Source organism: Thalassospira sp. GB04J01 (genome assembly GCF_000751115.1).
Taxonomy (GTDB): Bacteria; Pseudomonadota; Alphaproteobacteria; order Rhodospirillales; family Thalassospiraceae; genus Thalassospira; species Thalassospira lucentensis.
This window is the reverse complement of sequence record NZ_CCDX020000013.1, coordinates 171564-187923: the sequence shown is the minus strand read 5'-3', so window position 1 is coordinate 187923 and position 16360 is coordinate 171564. Positions and strand designations below refer to the sequence as shown.

Genomic DNA, 16360 nt, shown 5'->3' with positions numbered 1-16360 from the left:
AGAACACAAGGGGAAAGTGATTATTCCCTCCCCGCGCCCCCCGCCGGGGGGGGAAGGGGGGGGGTTGGGGGGCCCCCCCCCCCGATACAGCATTCACCACAACGAACAACATTACTGGTCGCTGTGCGCGGCCTGAGCGCACTCGGGGGGCGGTTTTTGTATCACGCCCCCCTCTGGTGACAGGGGAACTAAAATGAAGCTGATTTACGCAGGTTTTGACGGGCTTGACGTGACGTTCAAGGGTTGCATCCCGCTCAGTGCGGTTGAGGTGCTTGAGGGCGGTAAAGAGGCCGCACAGGAGCTTAAGCAACGGCAGTATGTCGAGATAGGCGACTTCAAGGGGCATGTCGGCCCGACTGGTCTTCGCGATGGCGGGTATTCCTTTATCGTGGATACGGGCGACCTCGGCTTTACATGGTTCATGTCCAAGTCGCAGCGTAAGGAAAACTGGGGTATCCGCGTTTCCTGCAAAAGCGCGACGTTGGCCGCATTCGGTTTCGAACAGGCCGTTGCCCGGATGTATGACGAACTGGATGCGATTGGCGCAACGGTTTTGGAGGAATCGATTTCCCGTGTCGATTTTGCGATGGATTGGCGGGTATCCGGTGATTTCCGTATCGATCCAGATCGCTTTTCAATGCACGGCACAACGACGCTGGGCCAAAGCGGCGATGAATGGAACCAAGCATGGCGCGGGCAGCGTTGCACGGGCTTTACCATTGGGAAAATGCCGGGACGCCAGATTTGCATCTATGACAAGCGCCTTGAGGTGGTGAAGAAGCAAAAGGGCCACTGGTGGTCGATTTGGGACATTGATCGTGATGAGCTTGATGAGGCCGGTGATCAGATTTGGCGTCTCGAAATCCGGGCGGGCAAAAAGCATCTAAAGGAACATTGGGGCATTACGCGCTGGCCCGATTTGCGCAAGGCACTGGGCGATATCTTCAAGGATGCCTTGGTGCAGGTCCGTTACAAATCCCGTGCATGGGAAAAGAACGAAAACGTCTCCCGCATTGATGATGATGAATTCTGGTGTGCTGCAAAAGACTGCATTACCCGCGATTTGTCCGATTGGTCGAGCAACGCCACACCGGGCGTTATCAAGCAGGTCATGGAAGATCAGCAACGCCAGACAATCACAGCCCAGCTTGTCGGCCTGTCGGCAAATCTGGCGGTTCTGTCTGGCATGGATCACGACAAGATCGCTGTCGATCTTCCTGCCCAGATTGCCACCCTGATCACCGACCATGTGCGGGGACCAAAGGTCAAAGATTTCAAACGAAAAATGCGAAAGGTCACGCGACGGTACGAAATCATCGACCGCGATGGTGTCGTGCGTGGTGGTCCTTCCGATACGCGATACGGGCACAGCCCAAACGAGGTTCCCGGAATGGTTTCGGGAAGCCCCGCCACTGCAAAAAGCAAGCGGGATCAAACTGCCGGGGAATGTCCCCGGTAAACTCCCATGTCCTACGTTTACGTTACGTAGGGAAATGGGTCTCTTGAAAGGAAACCAGAATGGTTAAACAAGTTCGTGATCTGCCGGAAAATGATGCCATCGCAACGATGGGTGTGAAGCTACGTAATGCGCGTGATGCACTGGGTATTTCCCGCGCCAAAGTACAGGATGAAACCGGCATTCCGGCCAAGACGCTTGAGCATTACGAAGCAGGAGCATCGGAGCCGACGCTCACCCGTTTGAAGGCGCTTTGTGATTTGTACAAATTGCCTTTCGGTGAAATGGCAGGAACAGAGGAAGGCCCCAAAGAGATTGCCGTGGAAACTCCCAAGGAAGGGGAAACTGTTCCCGAGGAAGTTACCGGGGGAATGGTCGTGGTCGAGGCGATGCTTGATGAGTTGACTGCGTTTCGTGCTATCGGGTTCGATGGTGCCCAGCGCCGCGCAATGGCTCTGGTTGATGAACTGGCAGCGGCAATGAAGCGTCTTGAAAGCGATGAGTTGGAAGCGTTGGCCGAGGCGCGGGGACTGTTTGAAGGTGATCGACCTACATCTGATGGTATTTTCGGTCTGTTTGTTGAGGATGTAGACGAGGCACAGCGTTATTGCGGTCTGGTTGAGGAACGTATTGTTGATACGGCAATTCTCGGATCGGACCTTTACGCTATCGACCGTGATGCGGTGGTCAAAGTTGCGGATGCAATCAAAGACGAATTCGATCTCGAAGAGCCGCGTTATCTCGGTTGGTCTGACTGCTGGGGCGACTATGCCGAGTTTGTGCCTTTGATCCGTGAACCGCTTCGCAAGCTGGCCCTAATGGGAAAGGGAATGGATTTGGCCAATTTGGACCAGTTTCCACGTCGCGAACTGGAAGCCGCGGCTTAATCGATAACGGCGCGGGTTGATCAATGCCCGCGCCCTTCACACAAATACAGGAGCCAGAAAGCCATGAATGCGCCTATGAGCAAAACCGCGATCAAGAAACAGGAACACCGCCAGAAAACCGCTTTCGGTGTGGCTGGGATGATGTTTTGCGATGTAATCGACCATGATCAGATTGTTGTGGCCAGGGCGATATTGCGGGCCGCGCAGGAGCTTGCGGAATATGCGGATATCGACCCGATAGACTTTCTTACCGATGCAATTACGGCCCGTGCAGTCGATTATGCAAAGCGAGGTTTCATTAGTGCGGATCAGGTGGAAGTCGCAACGCTGCCGCTTAATTTCTTTGCAGATCAGTATCTTGGTGCGACTGGGGAGAGAGGGAATGTTTGATGTGGTGATAGGGCAAGCTGGATTGACATCCAGCTTCCGACAATCTCAGCGAGAAATGCAGTTGACAAAATTGGTCAAATTCGACACCTTCAAAAAGGTAACGAATTTACACCATGTTGAGGTTTCGATGTCGCGGCGTAAAAATGCTCAAATTCCTTTGGGTGAACTGCTAACCAAGGCTCGTTTAGAGCGTGGGTTAAGTCGCGCACATGTCGCAAAGAAAGCTGGTGTCAGCGAAAATTCGTTGGTTCGTTATGAAAAGGCTGGTTTGGAAGATGATGGACAGTTCCCGCCAAGCCCAAAGTTGGCGGCGCTGTGTTTTTCACTGGAAATCAGTCCTTTGACCGCCCTTCTTAGCTGTTTGGGCGCGGAAGAGTATGCAGGCTATTACGTTAAGACACAGGAGGATTGGCTTATGGATCATCCAGCTCATAACTATGTGTCGGAACAATGGTTTGCTTTGTTAAGGGACAATCATTTGTTGCGAGAAACTGTTCGCGTGTTTGTAGACCCTGACAAAGCGAAAGAGAAGTTCGGTTCCGATGGTGTGGATTGGATTAAAGAGGAGGCAAAAAAGGTAATTGAAGCAGAAGATACCTTTGAGCAAAAAATGCTGGAACGCAAAGTTTTTCAGCCAAACATGCATGGCATGGGCATTCCCGGTCCTGTTCGTAGTTTTGAAGAGGACCCCTATGACTATGCAGCACAAAGTCATGACTATACCGGCAAGAAAAACGGCCCGGATGGATGATCCGAGCCGCTTCTAACCGATGAACCACTCAAGCTGTTGGAAGCAGCTTGAACCAACCCAAAAGGATTAATTCATGAGTAGTCTCAATACCCACGATCCTAACGTCTCCAGCGGAACAGCGCAAGCACTTGATAGATTGTTGACCTTGCACGAGGTCGCAACCCGTCTTGGTGTTTGCTACGAAACGGCACGGCAATTGGTTAACCGGGGTGAGATGACATGCATCCGCCGCCCCGGTTGTCAAATCCGTGTGCCTGCGTCGTCCCTGTCCGAATATCTGGAGCGTTACACATGCCCCGCAAGGAAGAACCGCCCCGCCTCGTCAAGCTCAAAAACCGTGAAAACTGGTATATCCGGTATCGGGGTAAAACAACGACTACGGGCTGGGCAGATCGCACGGAGGCTGAGCAATGCTTGATAAACGTAATCAATCAGCTCGAAGCCCCGGCCAGCACTGCGACTGTTTCAGAACTGCTGGAAAAGCGGCTGGAGGACATTCGTGCCAAGGGTCGCGCACGGGCAAAAAACACGCCCTACTATCACAAAAACCTGCACGAGCATTTCGGGAAACTGTTGCCGGAGCAGATCACATCCAGTCGCGTCTACGCCTATTGGAAGAAAAGGGAACACCGTCCCGGCGGTTTGCGGGCGGAGCTCATAGAGCTCCGCACCACCCTGAATTACGCCTTGAAAAAGGGCTGGATCGCATCGGTACCGGAAATCGACACACCGGGCAAAGCTCCCCCACGCGAGAAGTGGCTAACTCAGGAGCAAGCCTATCAGTTGTTGGAAGCCGCAGGGCCGCAGCATTTGAAGGTTTTCATACTGGTTGCGATGTCAACCGCAGCCCGGAAATCGGCAATTCTGCAACTCACATGGGATCGGGTAAATCTGGATCGTCCGCATATCGACTTTCAGGACCCCGACAGGGAAATTACCGGGAAACGGCGGACGGTTGTACCTATCAGTCCTCTGACGGCAAACATGTTGCTGGAGGTAAAGCGATCTGCCCAGACGCCCTATGTGGTCGAGTACAACGGAAAACCGCTTGCCGATATCAAGAAGTCTTTCCGGCAAGCCTGTTTGAATGCGGGGCTCGAACCGGTATCGCCGCACGTTCTCAAACATTCGGTGATTTCGTGGCTGGCGATGGCCGGGCATTCCATAGATTCGATTTCGGATATGACCGCGACAACACGGGAAACCGTGACGCGGGTGTATCGGAAATGGTCGCCGGAATATCTGTCTGCGCTGGCCGAAACGCTGGCTCCGAGGGCGGATATCGTGACAATGTTCACGAAACAGGCAAATTGAGCCATGGCCCAGAATTGGCAAAACCCCAAGGTTTCCCTTGGGGTTTTGATGGTGGAGCCGATCAGGATCGAACTGACGACCTCTACAATGCCATTGTAGCGCTCTCCCAACTGAGCTACGGCCCCACTTTGTCCGCGTCGCAACAAAACCAAGGTTTGGGCTGCGGCGCGGCGCATATTTAGAAGGTTCACCAAATATTGGCAAGACCTATTTTCAAAAAATCTTAGCGATCATCATCGTTTGATTCGACGTGCTCGTAGACTTCTCCGAGATCATCGTCATCTTCACCAAGATCAGATGCATCTTCGAGAATGTCGTCGTCGACATCCACATCATCATTGTCATCAAGATCGTTGACGTCATCGACATCTTCGTCTTCTTCAGGTGCCGGTTTGGCAACCGCGGCTTTCTTGACCTTTGTCACGCCATCTGGCGTAGCACATTTGGGGCAGATGACCGGGGTACGATTCAAATCGTAATATTTGGTACCGCAGGCGAGGCAGTGACGTTTCTTACCGCGTGCTGACATTACGGCAAATCCTCTTAATTACCGTGATCTTCGAAGAGTATGGCTGTTAAGCGCAAGGTGCTGCGAAGCTGCGCGTATCATCATGTCTAAGAAGCCCAATTGCCATCTTGTTGCCGCCTTGTCAAAAGGAAATTACGCTATTTCCCATTCACTGTGACGATGATGGAATTCTGCTTCATAAATGGTGTAATTCACCTGTCAAAATTTGGGTTCGATACTGGTGCGTTACAATTGCCTGTGCTAGAGCTTTGCCCCGGTGATTGAATGGCTCGTGAGCGCTAAAACCAAGGCTGCAGCGCGATGCTTTTTCAAGTTGGCCCACAAATGATGATCAAATCGTTACTGACAGGTATGGCTCCATGAGTTCTTCGCAGACCAAACGCCCGCTTTCATCGGCCAAAACAGGTCCGATTTCAGGCGATATCCGGGTTCCGGGTGACAAATCGATTTCCCACCGGTCCTTGATGTTTGGCGGTCTTGCGATTGGCACGACCAAGGTCACCGGGCTGCTCGAAGGTGAAGACGTTCTGGCAACGGCGGACGCCATGCGCAAACTGGGTGCGACCGTCACCCGTGATGATGATGGCACATGGCATGTGACCGGGGTTGGTGTTGGTGCACTTCGCGAACCCGATAGTGTGATTGACATGGGCAATGCCGGGACTGGCATTCGTCTGATGGCGGGCATTGTTGCGACCCATCCGATCACGACCTTTTTCACCGGCGACGCCTCGCTGTGCAAACGCCCGATGGGCCGTGTGGCTGATCCGCTGGCCGAATTTGGCGCGAAATTCATTACCCGTGATCGCGGCCGCCCGCCAATGGCCGTCATTGGGACTGATGAGGCAAAGCCGATCACCTACACATTGCCAATGGCATCCGCCCAGGTGAAATCGGCCGTGATGCTGGCGGGGCTCAATACCACCGGCACAACCACCGTGATTGAGCCCAAACCATCGCGTGATCATACCGAACGCATGTTGCGTCATTTCGGGGTCGATGTGGATGTGAAGGTCAATGATGACGGTGGGCGTACGGTGAGCCTGACGGGGCCTGCTGAAATGAAGGCTGCCGATATTGTTGTTCCGACTGATCCCAGCTCGGCAGCATTCCCGCTGGTCGCGGCCCTGATCCATCGGGACTCAAACGTGACCATTCGCGATGTATGCTTGAACCCGCTGCGCACCGGTTTGATTACCACCCTGATTGAAATGGGCGGCGACATCACGATCACCAACGAACGCGAAGAAGCCGGTGAAACCATCGGTGATCTTGTCGTGACCGGTAAAAATCGTCTGCAGGGGATTGTTGTTCCGGCAGATCGTGCACCGTCGATGATTGATGAATATCCGGTTCTTGCCGTTGCCGCGGCCTATGCGGAGGGTGAAACCCGCATGTGCGATCTTGAAGAACTGCGCGTGAAAGAATCGGATCGTCTGGCCGCTGTTGCGGCGGGGCTTGAGGCCAACGGCGTTATTCACCGGATCGAAGGCGATGATTTGATTGTGACGGGCGGGGCAGTTCCGGGCGGTGGCATGGTTGAAACCCATCTTGATCACCGGATCGCGATGTCGTTTCTGATCCTTGGTCTTGGGGCGGAAAAACCGGTTGCGGTGGATGATGCCAACCCGATTGCGACAAGCTTCCCAAGCTTTGAAAAGCTGATGGGTGACATGGGCGCAAAATTTGCGCTGCATTCCTGATCAATCTGACCCAATATAGAGAGCAACTATATAATCAGGTACACACAGGGAGCGAAGCAAATGATCATCGCCATTGATGGGCCGGCAGCATCCGGCAAGGGGACTTTGGCGCGTCGAGTCGCGGACGCAATGAACTATGCTTACCTTGATACCGGACTTTTATATCGCGCAACCGGCGCAAAAGTTTTGGCCCAAAAAGCCGACCCTGCGGATGAGGCAGTTGCGGTTAAAGTGGCCGAAAACCTCAATGCTGATGATTTATCCGGCGATGCGTTGCGCAGCGAAAAGGTCGGGACTGCTGCCTCAAAAGTTGCAGCAATTCCAATGGTTCGCGCGGCACTTCTTGATTTTCAGCGCCGTCTTGCCACCACCCCGCCGGACGGTAAACGCGGGGCTGTTCTGGATGGTCGCGATATTGGAACGGTTGTTTGTCCCGAGGCCCCAATCAAGTTTTATCTGACCGCTTCGGTCGAAGAACGTGCAAACCGTCGGTTCAAACAGTTGCAGGAAAAAAATCCCGCTGCTATATACGAGCGCGTTCTTAAAGAGCTTGAAGAACGGGATGCCCGAGACAGTGCCCGCGATGTCGCACCGCTCAAGATGGCAGAAGACGCAATCCACATTGATACGGACCGTCTGAATGCCAACGCAGTGTATGACGCCGTTATGGCACATATCCATACTCATATGAGTGCGGATGACTGATCAAAGGGCGTTTTAACCGTCAGGCGATGAACGATCCCGAGGTGCCGGTCATATGACCTGTCCCTAAGGTGAACGACTTGTGCGTTCACCTTTTCGTGTATGGAAGGTTCGCCTTTTATATCTGTCCGGGTTTGGACCTTGACTGACACGATCGCCGCGATGTTGCGGCAAAGACCACCGGATACAACCGGTTGGCCAGAATATAGTGACGATACTCGAAAGGAAGTCTGGTTTATGACCACCGCTGAAGAAGCACAATTCTCAACTGGCGAAGATTTTGCCGCCCTGTTGGCCGAAACCCTTGGTTCTGAAGACGAAGGTTTTGTCGGTCGCGTGATGACCGGTTCGGTCGTCAAGAAAACTGACGATGACGCAATCGTTGACGTTGGCCTCAAATCCGAAGGTCGCGTTCCGCTTAAAGAATTTGGTACCGGCGAAGTAAACATTGGCGATACCGTCGATGTCTATGTTGACCGTTACGAAAACAAAGATGGCCTGATCGTTCTGTCGCGTGAAAAAGCGCGTCGCGAAGAATCCTGGGTCGAGCTTGAAAAACAGTTCGCCGAAGGTAAACGCGTTGACGGCACCATCTTTGGTCGCGTTAAAGGCGGCTTTACCGTTGACCTGTCGGGCGCCGTGGCATTCTTGCCGGGCAGCCAGGTTGACATCCGTCCGGTACGTGACGTTACCCCGCTGATGAACAACCCGCAGCCGTTCCAGATCCTGAAAATGGATCGTTCGCGCGGGAACATCGTGGTATCGCGTCGTGCAGTTCTCGAAGAGACCCGTGCTGAACAGCGTGCTGAGTTGATCCAGAACCTCCAGGAAGGTCAGGTTCTTGACGGCGTTGTCAAAAACATCACCGATTACGGCGCATTCGTCGATCTTGGTGGCGTTGATGGCCTGCTGCACGTTACCGACATTGCTTGGAAACGTATCAACCATCCGTCAGAAGCCCTTCAGATCGGCCAGACTGTTAAAGTTCAGGTTATCCGCTTCAACAGCGAAACCCAGCGTATCTCGCTTGGCATGAAGCAGCTTGAAGCTGATCCGTGGGAAGGTGTCGAAGCCAAATACCCGGTCGGTTCGAAATTCGAAGGCCGCGTTACCAACATCACCGATTACGGCGCATTCGTCGAACTCGAAGCTGGTGTCGAAGGTCTGGTCCACGTTTCCGAAATGTCCTGGACCAAGAAAAACATCCACCCGGGCAAAATTGTTTCGACCTCGCAGGAAGTCGAAGTCATGGTGCTCGACGTTGATGCACAGAAACGTCGTATCTCGCTTGGTCTCAAGCAGTGCACCTCGAATCCTTGGGATGCCTTCGTTGCAGCCCATCCGGTCGAGTCTGAGATCGAAGGCGAAGTCAAGAACATCACCGAATTCGGTCTGTTCATTGGCCTGCTCGGCGGTATCGACGGTATGGCTCACCTCTCGGACCTGTCATGGGACCGCGCTGGTGAAGAAGTCATCAAAGAATACAAAAAAGGTGACGTCGTCAAAGCCAAGGTTCTTGACGTTGACGTTGAGAAAGAGCGTATCTCGCTCGGCATCAAACAGCTTTCGGGCGATCCGTTCAAAGAAGCTGTCACCGGCATTAAACGTGGCGAAGCTGTCACCTGTGAAATCACCGAAGTTAACGACGGTGGCATCGAGGTATCTGTTGGCGACACCGAGCTGAAAGGCTTCATCCGTAAAGTTGAACTGGCGCGTGAGCGTTCAGAACAGCGTCCGGAACGCTTTGCAGTTGGTGAAAAAATCGACGCACGTGTTACCGCGATCGATGCTAAAACCCGCAAAGTTTCCCTCTCTGTCAAAGCACTCGAAGTTGCTGACGAGAAGAAAGCAATGGCGGATTACGGTTCGGCAGACAGCGGTGCATCGCTCGGCGATATTCTCGGCGAAGCTCTGCGCAAGAAACAGGAAACCGGCGAATAAGCCAGCTTCCGACAAAATACGATCGGCACATTGTGTGGATCGAAAAGACGGGTCGCGCAGTGCGCGGCCCGTTTTCTTTTGTGCTTCTGGTACTTTTCCCCGGTCCCTGATTTCCAGTATTTGACCTACCGGCTTTCGCGCAATTCTGTGCTTTCAGCTTCCAGCCAGATTCTCTCTCCCTCCCTCATCCTGCGGGTTCAACCCGTCATCACTGTTTCTGTCTGCGGGCAAACGCACTGGCATGCATGCGAAAACGCCACTGAAAACTGTATAGGGTCTTCAATTTTGCCGTTCATTTCGGGGGAATGGGCAGGCAAAGGTATAATTTCGCGAAATTTTTGATTTTAAACGCTTTTTGTTCTTGCCTTCTGTGCTGAGAAAAACCATTTGAAAAGACAGGTTTTGCGGGGCACGCCCCGTAAGTGATTGATTGAACAATTAGAACTGGGGCACCGTCCATGGCACTCGATGCCGATATCCTTCTTGATCGACGTCGACTGAAAAAATCGGTGTTTCGCTGGCGCGTTGTTGCCGCGATTGCGGTGCTGGCCGTAATCCTGATTGGTCTGGCTGGAACCGGTCTGAACAAGGGCGTGTTTGGCACGCTTGGACCCCGGATTGTTGAGGTCACGATCGAAGGTGTGATTACCGAAGACCCGTATCTTCTGGATGCGCTGGCCGCTGTTGAAGAAGACTCGGACGTTGTCGGGGTGATTGTCCATATCAACAGCCCCGGCGGAACGATGGTTGGGGGCGAAACACTTTTTGAGGCGCTGCGCCGTATCGGGGAAACCCGTCCCATCGTTGCCGAGATGGGAACTGTTGCCGCATCAGGTGGCTATATGACAGCGATTGCCGCAGATCATATTGTTGCACGTCGCGGAACAGTAACGGGCTCGATTGGGGTGATTTTCCAATCGATGAACTTTACCGGAACGCTGGAAAAGCTTGGTGTGGAGCCACTGACGGTCAAAAGTGGTCCGCTCAAAGCTGTGCCCAATCCGTTTGAGCCAACAGACGATGCCGCACGAACGGCGATGCAGAGCCTGATTTCCGACATGTTTGACGTGTTTGTCGGGATGGTGGCCGAACGACGTGATCTACCGATGGATACCGTAAAGACCTTGGCTGACGGGCGTGTCTATACCGGACAACAAGCGCTTGCCAATGGACTGATTGATGAAATCGGTGGCCGTCGTGAAGCTGTGCGCTGGCTTGAAGATAAAGCTGGTGTCACGACCGAAGCGGAGATTGTGCCGCTTGAAATTGAGTACCCGGAAGACGATCTGATGACCACGGTTCTTGAGGGAAGTCTCGGAAAAGTGCTGTCATCTGAGGGGCTTAAACTTGACGGTTTGCTGACGGTCTGGCAACCTCAATAAGAGTTTCCTGATAGGATGATCTAATCCGTGGTTGAGTGAGACTGTTAGAACGAACAGGATGGGGCCTGGAAATGACGAAATCAGAACTGATTGCCCGCCTTGCTGAAATGAACCCGCATCTGTATCAGCGAGATGTCGAACGGATTGTTGCGACGATCTTTGATGAAATCACCGACGCACTTGCCCGCGGAGACCGGGTCGAGCTTCGCGGTTTTGGTGCCTTTTCCGTCAAGCATCGCGACGCACGCGTTGGGCGCAATCCGCGCACCGGCGACGCAGTCCCGGTTGGCGAGAAAAAAGTGCCCTATTTCAAAACGGGTAAACAGCTTCGCGAACGTTTGAACTGATTTTTCCATGTGACCGACGAACGTGACTTTGGTCATGGGCTTGCCCAACCATAGCACAGGGATACCTGTGCCGTTGGGGGCATGGCTTTTGTCTGGTTCTTGCCCCATACTACCGGTCTGACTGTCAAACGTGACCTGCAGCTGGTCTTGAATGTGCGCACTCAAACGCAGATGACGCACATCGACCGGCACAAGGAGCTTAAGTAATGCGCGTTCTCTACTGGATTATTGCCATCCCGATTGCGGTTCTGATTGCGGTTTTCGCCGTATCGAACCGGGCTGCTGTGACATTGTCCCTTTGGCCACTGCCCTTTGAGCTTGAATTGCCGCTGTTCTTGCCGATCATGGTTGCCTTGTTGGTCGGACTGGGCATTGGTCTGGCGTATGAATGGCTTGTGCATGGCAAACATCGTCGTGCCGTACGTCGCATGGACAGCGAACTTAAACGGGTCAAGGCCGAGGATGAAACGCCAAAGGCCGATCACCCAAAATCGGACCACAAGGCGCTTGGCCACAGCTAAGATCGTCTCAGATCCTCAAATCAAAGGGCTCCATCAGGGGCCCTTTTTTTATATTGACCGCGCCACATCGCATGGCCCCATGCATCCCTGTTGTCCTATTTGACATTGGCCTTTTGAGCTAAATCGGCTAAGTCATGTCTGGTCCCGTTTGATGATTGTGGGCCAACGCCCCCATCAAACCCCGAAGGAGGACACCCAGCATGGTCCAGAGCATTTCCCCCAAAGACCGTATCTTTTGCGCGATTGATACAACCGATCTTGATCATGCGATTGATCTGGCCTCAAAGCTTTCGGGCGTGATTGGCGGGGCAAAGCTCGGCAAGGAATTCTTTGCCGCCCACGGACCACAGGGTGTGCAGGCTGTCGCCAAAGTGGGCATGCCGATCTTTTTGGATGTGAAATATCATGACATCCCCAATACGGTGGCGGGTGCCATTCGGGCGGTAACGCCGATGGGGCTTAAAATTGTCAATGTCCATGCCGCAGGCGGGATTGAGATGATGAAACGTGCTGGCGAAGCCGCGCGTGAAACAGCGGCGAAGGCCGGTGTGGAGGCACCATGGGTGATTGCTGTGACAATCCTGACCAGCATGGATCAGCACGATCTTGATGATGTCGGGCTCAAAGGGCCGATTGACGAACGTGTCGTCAAGCTGGCCGAACTCACTCAAAAATCCGGGTTGGACGGGGTTGTCTGTTCGGCGCGTGAAATCACTTCTGTACGTGCGGCCTGTGGCCCCGACTTCAAGCTGATTACACCGGGTATTCGTCCGGCGTGGGCCGCAAGTAACGATCAGAAGCGCGTTGTCACCCCGGCCGATGCGGTTGCCATGGGCAGTGACGTGCTGGTGATTGGCCGCCCGATCACCAAGGCGGATGATCCGGTTGATGCAGCACGTCGGATTGTTGCCGAGGTATCCTGAGACCTCTCAAATCTCAAATGCAGAAGGCCCGATGTCAATTCGGGCCTTTTTAATGAGCAGATGATCTGGTGGACCAGTCGCCCATTAAGCAATTAACCCATTGCCGCCACTCCCACCACTCCACCCCATACGACCTGCTGATTATGCTGCATAGCGCCATGCGATTTTCGCGATGGTCACATTGGGCGTAATTAGAGACAATTGAATCGTTTCAAAAATCGTGCAAGATGGCTATCTCGCACTTGCACAAAACGCGATGAGCGCTCCAGGCCATCACGTTTCACTGGATATTCAGACATGGCTGCTGCTTCTGCCCGTTGGGGTTTGCTCGGGAACTTCCCGATTCTTGCGCTTGCGCTTGCGTCTTTTGGCATCGGGACCACCGAATTTGTCATCATGGGACTTCTACCCGACGTCGCACGTGATCTAGCTGTCAGCATTCCAGATGCCGGGTTGCTGGTGACGGGCTATGCGCTGGGTGTGACATTTGGTGCGCCGTTTCTGGCGATTGCAACGGCACGCATGGACAGGCGTCGGGCGCTGTTGCTGCTGATTGGCATCTTTATCATTGGTAATTTTCTGTGTGCGATCGCGCCAGATTACTGGTTGCTGATGGCTGCCCGCGTGATCACTGCCTTTTGCCACGGGGCCTTCTTTGGCCTTGGCGCGGTTGTCGCATCGAACCTCGTATCGCCGCAAAAGCGCGTACAGGCCATCGCCCTGATGTTTTCGGGTTTAACCCTTGCCAACGTGCTGGGTGTTCCGTTTGGAACCGCACTGGGTCAGGAGCTTGGCTGGCGGTCGACTTTCTGGGCGGTTGTTGGCATTGGCGTGTTTGCCGCCATTGCGCTTTATTTTGCCCTGCCGCGCAAAATTGCCGCCTCAACCGGCAGTCTTCTGGCCGAGGCAAAATCGCTTGGTAAGCCGCAAGTCCTGTTTGCCATGCTGATCAGTGTTTTATCGGCTGCCAGCTTGTTCAGTGTCTTTACCTATATCACCCCGATGTTAAACGAAGTTACCGGCCTTGCTCCGCGTCAAGTGACCTACGTCCTGTTGTTGTTCGGGGTGGGGCTGACAGTGGGCAACTATGTCGGCGGGCGTTTGGGTGACTGGCGTCTAATGCCGGCCATTATCATTGCCTTTGTCATGCTGATTGGTGTTCTGGCTGTCTTTAGCGAAACCCTGACCTCCTTAGTTCCGGCTGTGATCACGGTGATGGTGTGGGGTATTGTTGCCTTTGCGCTGGTCTCCCCACTTCAGATGCGCGTGGTAAGCGAGGCCTCCGATGCGCCTAATTTGGCCTCCACTCTTAATCAGGGTGCTTTTAATCTGGGCAATGCTGGTGGGGCTTGGTTTGGTGGATTGGCGATCACGCACGGGGTTTCCTATCAACACCTCCCATGGCTTGGTGCGGTTATTGCGGTGCTGGCCTTGATGTTTGCCATCTGGAGCCATCTGCTTGACCGTCGCGACGAAGTCTTTGTCGAAAGCGGTGCAAGCGCCTGATACCGAAACTCCTCAAAACAAAACCCGTCAGCCTATTGGTTGACGGGTTTTTCATTGGGACATTGCCAAGGATCATCCGATCCACTGATACACCTGATCCCATGTCTGGCTCAGTGTCGGGCCATACTGATCAATGATCAGTTTGATCGAAATCGCGATGGAGGTGACAACAAGCAATGGACGCACAAGGCGCGCGCCGACCTTCATCACCATGTGCGATCCGATCTGTGCACCAATCAACGCACCAACTGCCATCACCAGACCAATGACCCAGACGACTTCACCCCCGGCGATGAACATGACAAGGGACGCAAAGTTCGATGTGAAGTTCAGGACCTTGGTGTGCGCAGTGGCCTTGGTCATGTTGAAACCAAGCAACGCGACAAAGGCGATGGAAAAGAACGACCCTGTACCCGGCCCAAAGAACCCATCGTAAAATCCGATACCAAATCCGGCCGTAAAGGCAAAGGCACCTTTGCTGATCATTTGGTGCGCATCTATGTCCCCGACACGTGGGGAGAACAGGAAATAAAGCGCAATCAGGATCAAGAGACCCGGCAGGATCGTCATCAGAATGCTCGGATCAAGCATCTGAACCAGAACCGTGCCCAAGGCCGATCCGGCAAAGGTCAGTACAATCGCCAGCACCATGTCGCGCGGGTCAACATGGCCTTTGCGAATGAAGCTAATCGATGCGGAAAAACTACCAAAGCTTCCTTGTAGTTTGTTCGTCGCAAGCGCCTGTGCGGGCGATATCCCCGCCCAAAGCAGGGCCGGGATGGTAATCAACCCGCCACCACCGGCAATCGAATCGACAAATCCCGCAAGGGCGGCGACGGCAAACAGGATCAAGAGAAGGTCGAAACCAAATTCCATCGTTTGAAATTCCATATGGTGGGGCGGCGGTCAGGAGAGCCTGACGGACATTATGTTAAAGTCAGTGTGAATAATCCGCGCCATCATAAGAGCTTTGGCACCGGCGTCTATTGTAAGAATGACGCGCGTTCTGGTGTGAGGGTCTTGATGTTGCAAAACCACACGCTGACGCAGCTTGCCAATCATTGGACCGGCATCTAGATATGGTATCCGCTTTGTTAAAGATTGAGGACGCAGATGCCCGAATTGCCAGAGGTCGAAACAGTTACCCGTGGCCTGACCCCCGTGATGGAAGGCCACGTGATTGACCATGTGGTGCAACGTCGGCCCAATCTGCGGTTCCCCTTCCCGGAAAACTTCGTTGACCGGATGGCCGGGCGCAAGGTGGATCAGCTGACCCGTCGGGCGAAATATATTCTGGGCTATCTTGATGACGGACAGGTTTTGCTGATCCATCTGGGCATGTCTGGGCGCATGACGATCCATGATGACCGGAATGTTGCAGTGCCAGCACCTGAAAAACACGATCATGTTGATTTTGTTATGCAAGGTGGTGCGGTCGTACGCTTTACCGACCCGCGGCGCTTTGGGGTGATTACCCTGATTGCCGCTGATGAGGTGACCAGTCATAAAATGCTGGCGGGCATTGGGCCTGAACCGCTTGGTAATGCCTTTAATGCCGCAGTGCTGGCGGCCGGGATCGCCAAACGCGCTAGCCCAATCAAAACCGTGTTGCTGGATCAGAAGCTGGTGGCGGGGCTTGGCAATATATATGTCTGCGAAGCCTTGTTCCGTTCGGGCATTGCGCCGAACCGTCTGGCAAAGGACCTCAAACCTGCTGAAATCGACCGTCTGTACCGCGAAATCAGACTTGTGCTTGAGGATGCTATTCTTGCGGGCGGATCAAGCCTGAAAGATCATCGTCAGGCCAATGGCGAGCTTGGCTATTTTCAGCATAATTTCCGGGTTTATGGCCGCGAAGGCGATGGTTGCAACGCGCCGGAATGTGACAGCACCATCGAACGCATGGTGCAGGCCGGGCGTTCAACATTCTTCTGCCCGACCTGTCAGCGATAACATCCTGTCAGACGGCACATCGTTCTCCCTCTTGCGTACCCCGCCCAAATATATC

The 16360-nt window shown here is 53.7% G+C and carries 16 protein-coding genes and 1 tRNA gene; 14 read left to right on the top strand and 3 right to left on the bottom strand.

Annotated elements, in window-relative coordinates:
• Positions 1–193 precede the first annotated feature (193 nt).
• From AMM48_RS14700 to AMM48_RS14675, 5 genes are all read left to right on the top strand, one after another.
• Positions 194–1459: a hypothetical protein gene (locus AMM48_RS14700; protein ID WP_102784637.1), complete on the top strand. Its 1266-nt coding sequence runs from the start codon at positions 194–196 to the stop codon at positions 1457–1459.
• Positions 1460–1518: 59 nt separating this feature from the next.
• Entirely contained in the window at positions 1519–2343 is an 825-nt protein-coding gene (locus tag AMM48_RS14695) for a helix-turn-helix transcriptional regulator (protein ID WP_102784636.1), read from the top strand.
• Positions 2344–2418: 75 nt separating this feature from the next.
• The gene (locus AMM48_RS14690) at positions 2419–2733 is read left to right on the top strand and encodes a hypothetical protein (protein ID WP_146030415.1); all 315 of its coding nucleotides are present in this window, start codon (positions 2419–2421) and stop codon (positions 2731–2733) included.
• The gene (locus tag AMM48_RS14685; RefSeq protein WP_198413543.1) at positions 2726–3484 is read left to right on the top strand and encodes a helix-turn-helix transcriptional regulator; all 759 of its coding nucleotides are present in this window, start codon (positions 2726–2728) and stop codon (positions 3482–3484) included. The genes AMM48_RS14690 and AMM48_RS14685 overlap by 8 nt, the downstream gene beginning before the upstream one ends.
• A gap of 291 nt (positions 3485–3775) precedes the next feature.
• Positions 3776–4798 (top strand): site-specific integrase, encoded by a 1023-nt coding sequence (locus AMM48_RS14675; protein ID WP_158246474.1) that lies wholly within the window; start codon positions 3776–3778, stop codon positions 4796–4798.
• Positions 4799–4847: 49 nt separating this feature from the next.
• Here AMM48_RS14675 and AMM48_RS14670 read toward each other — a convergent pair.
• Positions 4848–4923: transfer RNA gene (locus AMM48_RS14670), tRNA-Ala, on the bottom strand.
• A 98-nt stretch (positions 4924–5021) separates the two neighbouring features.
• Entirely contained in the window at positions 5022–5327 is a 306-nt protein-coding gene (locus AMM48_RS14665) for an FYDLN acid domain-containing protein (RefSeq protein ID WP_022734002.1), read from the bottom strand.
• 359 nt (positions 5328–5686) lie between these two features.
• Between AMM48_RS14665 and aroA the strand changes: the two genes are divergently transcribed.
• From aroA to AMM48_RS14625, 8 genes are all read left to right on the top strand, one after another.
• Entirely contained in the window at positions 5687–7030 is a 1344-nt protein-coding gene (gene aroA, locus AMM48_RS14660; protein WP_102784632.1) for a 3-phosphoshikimate 1-carboxyvinyltransferase, read from the top strand.
• A 60-nt stretch (positions 7031–7090) separates the two neighbouring features.
• Positions 7091–7735 carry a (d)CMP kinase gene (cmk, locus tag AMM48_RS14655; RefSeq protein WP_102784631.1) on the top strand — a complete coding sequence of 215 codons (645 nt, stop codon included), beginning with the start codon at positions 7091–7093 and terminating at the stop codon, positions 7733–7735.
• Between the two features lie 234 nt (positions 7736–7969).
• A complete protein-coding gene (gene rpsA, locus AMM48_RS14650; protein ID WP_022733999.1) occupies positions 7970–9673 on the top strand; it encodes a 30S ribosomal protein S1 in 1704 nt (567 codons plus the stop codon).
• 458 nt (positions 9674–10131) lie between these two features.
• Positions 10132–11055, top strand: a complete 924-nt coding sequence (sppA, locus tag AMM48_RS14645) for a signal peptide peptidase SppA (protein WP_022733998.1) — start codon at positions 10132–10134, stop codon at positions 11053–11055.
• Between the two features lie 71 nt (positions 11056–11126).
• The gene (ihfB, locus tag AMM48_RS14640) at positions 11127–11402 is read left to right on the top strand and encodes an integration host factor subunit beta (RefSeq protein WP_028791807.1); all 276 of its coding nucleotides are present in this window, start codon (positions 11127–11129) and stop codon (positions 11400–11402) included.
• Between the two features lie 206 nt (positions 11403–11608).
• Positions 11609–11923, top strand: coding sequence for a LapA family protein (locus AMM48_RS14635; RefSeq protein WP_102784630.1), 315 nt, complete (start codon positions 11609–11611; stop codon positions 11921–11923).
• A gap of 200 nt (positions 11924–12123) precedes the next feature.
• Positions 12124–12846, top strand: coding sequence for an orotidine-5'-phosphate decarboxylase (gene pyrF, locus AMM48_RS14630; RefSeq protein WP_102784629.1), 723 nt, complete (start codon positions 12124–12126; stop codon positions 12844–12846).
• A 297-nt stretch (positions 12847–13143) separates the two neighbouring features.
• The gene (locus tag AMM48_RS14625; RefSeq protein WP_102784628.1) at positions 13144–14352 is read left to right on the top strand and encodes an MFS transporter; all 1209 of its coding nucleotides are present in this window, start codon (positions 13144–13146) and stop codon (positions 14350–14352) included.
• A gap of 72 nt (positions 14353–14424) precedes the next feature.
• Here the strand turns inward: AMM48_RS14625 and AMM48_RS14620 are convergent, their stop codons facing one another.
• Positions 14425–15228: a TSUP family transporter gene (locus AMM48_RS14620; RefSeq protein ID WP_102784627.1), complete on the bottom strand. Its 804-nt coding sequence runs from the start codon at positions 15226–15228 to the stop codon at positions 14425–14427.
• A gap of 237 nt (positions 15229–15465) precedes the next feature.
• On the opposite strand from AMM48_RS14620, the gene mutM reads away from it, so the two are divergent.
• The gene (gene mutM / locus AMM48_RS14615) at positions 15466–16305 is read left to right on the top strand and encodes a bifunctional DNA-formamidopyrimidine glycosylase/DNA-(apurinic or apyrimidinic site) lyase (protein ID WP_102784626.1); all 840 of its coding nucleotides are present in this window, start codon (positions 15466–15468) and stop codon (positions 16303–16305) included.
• Positions 16306–16360 lie beyond the last annotated feature (55 nt).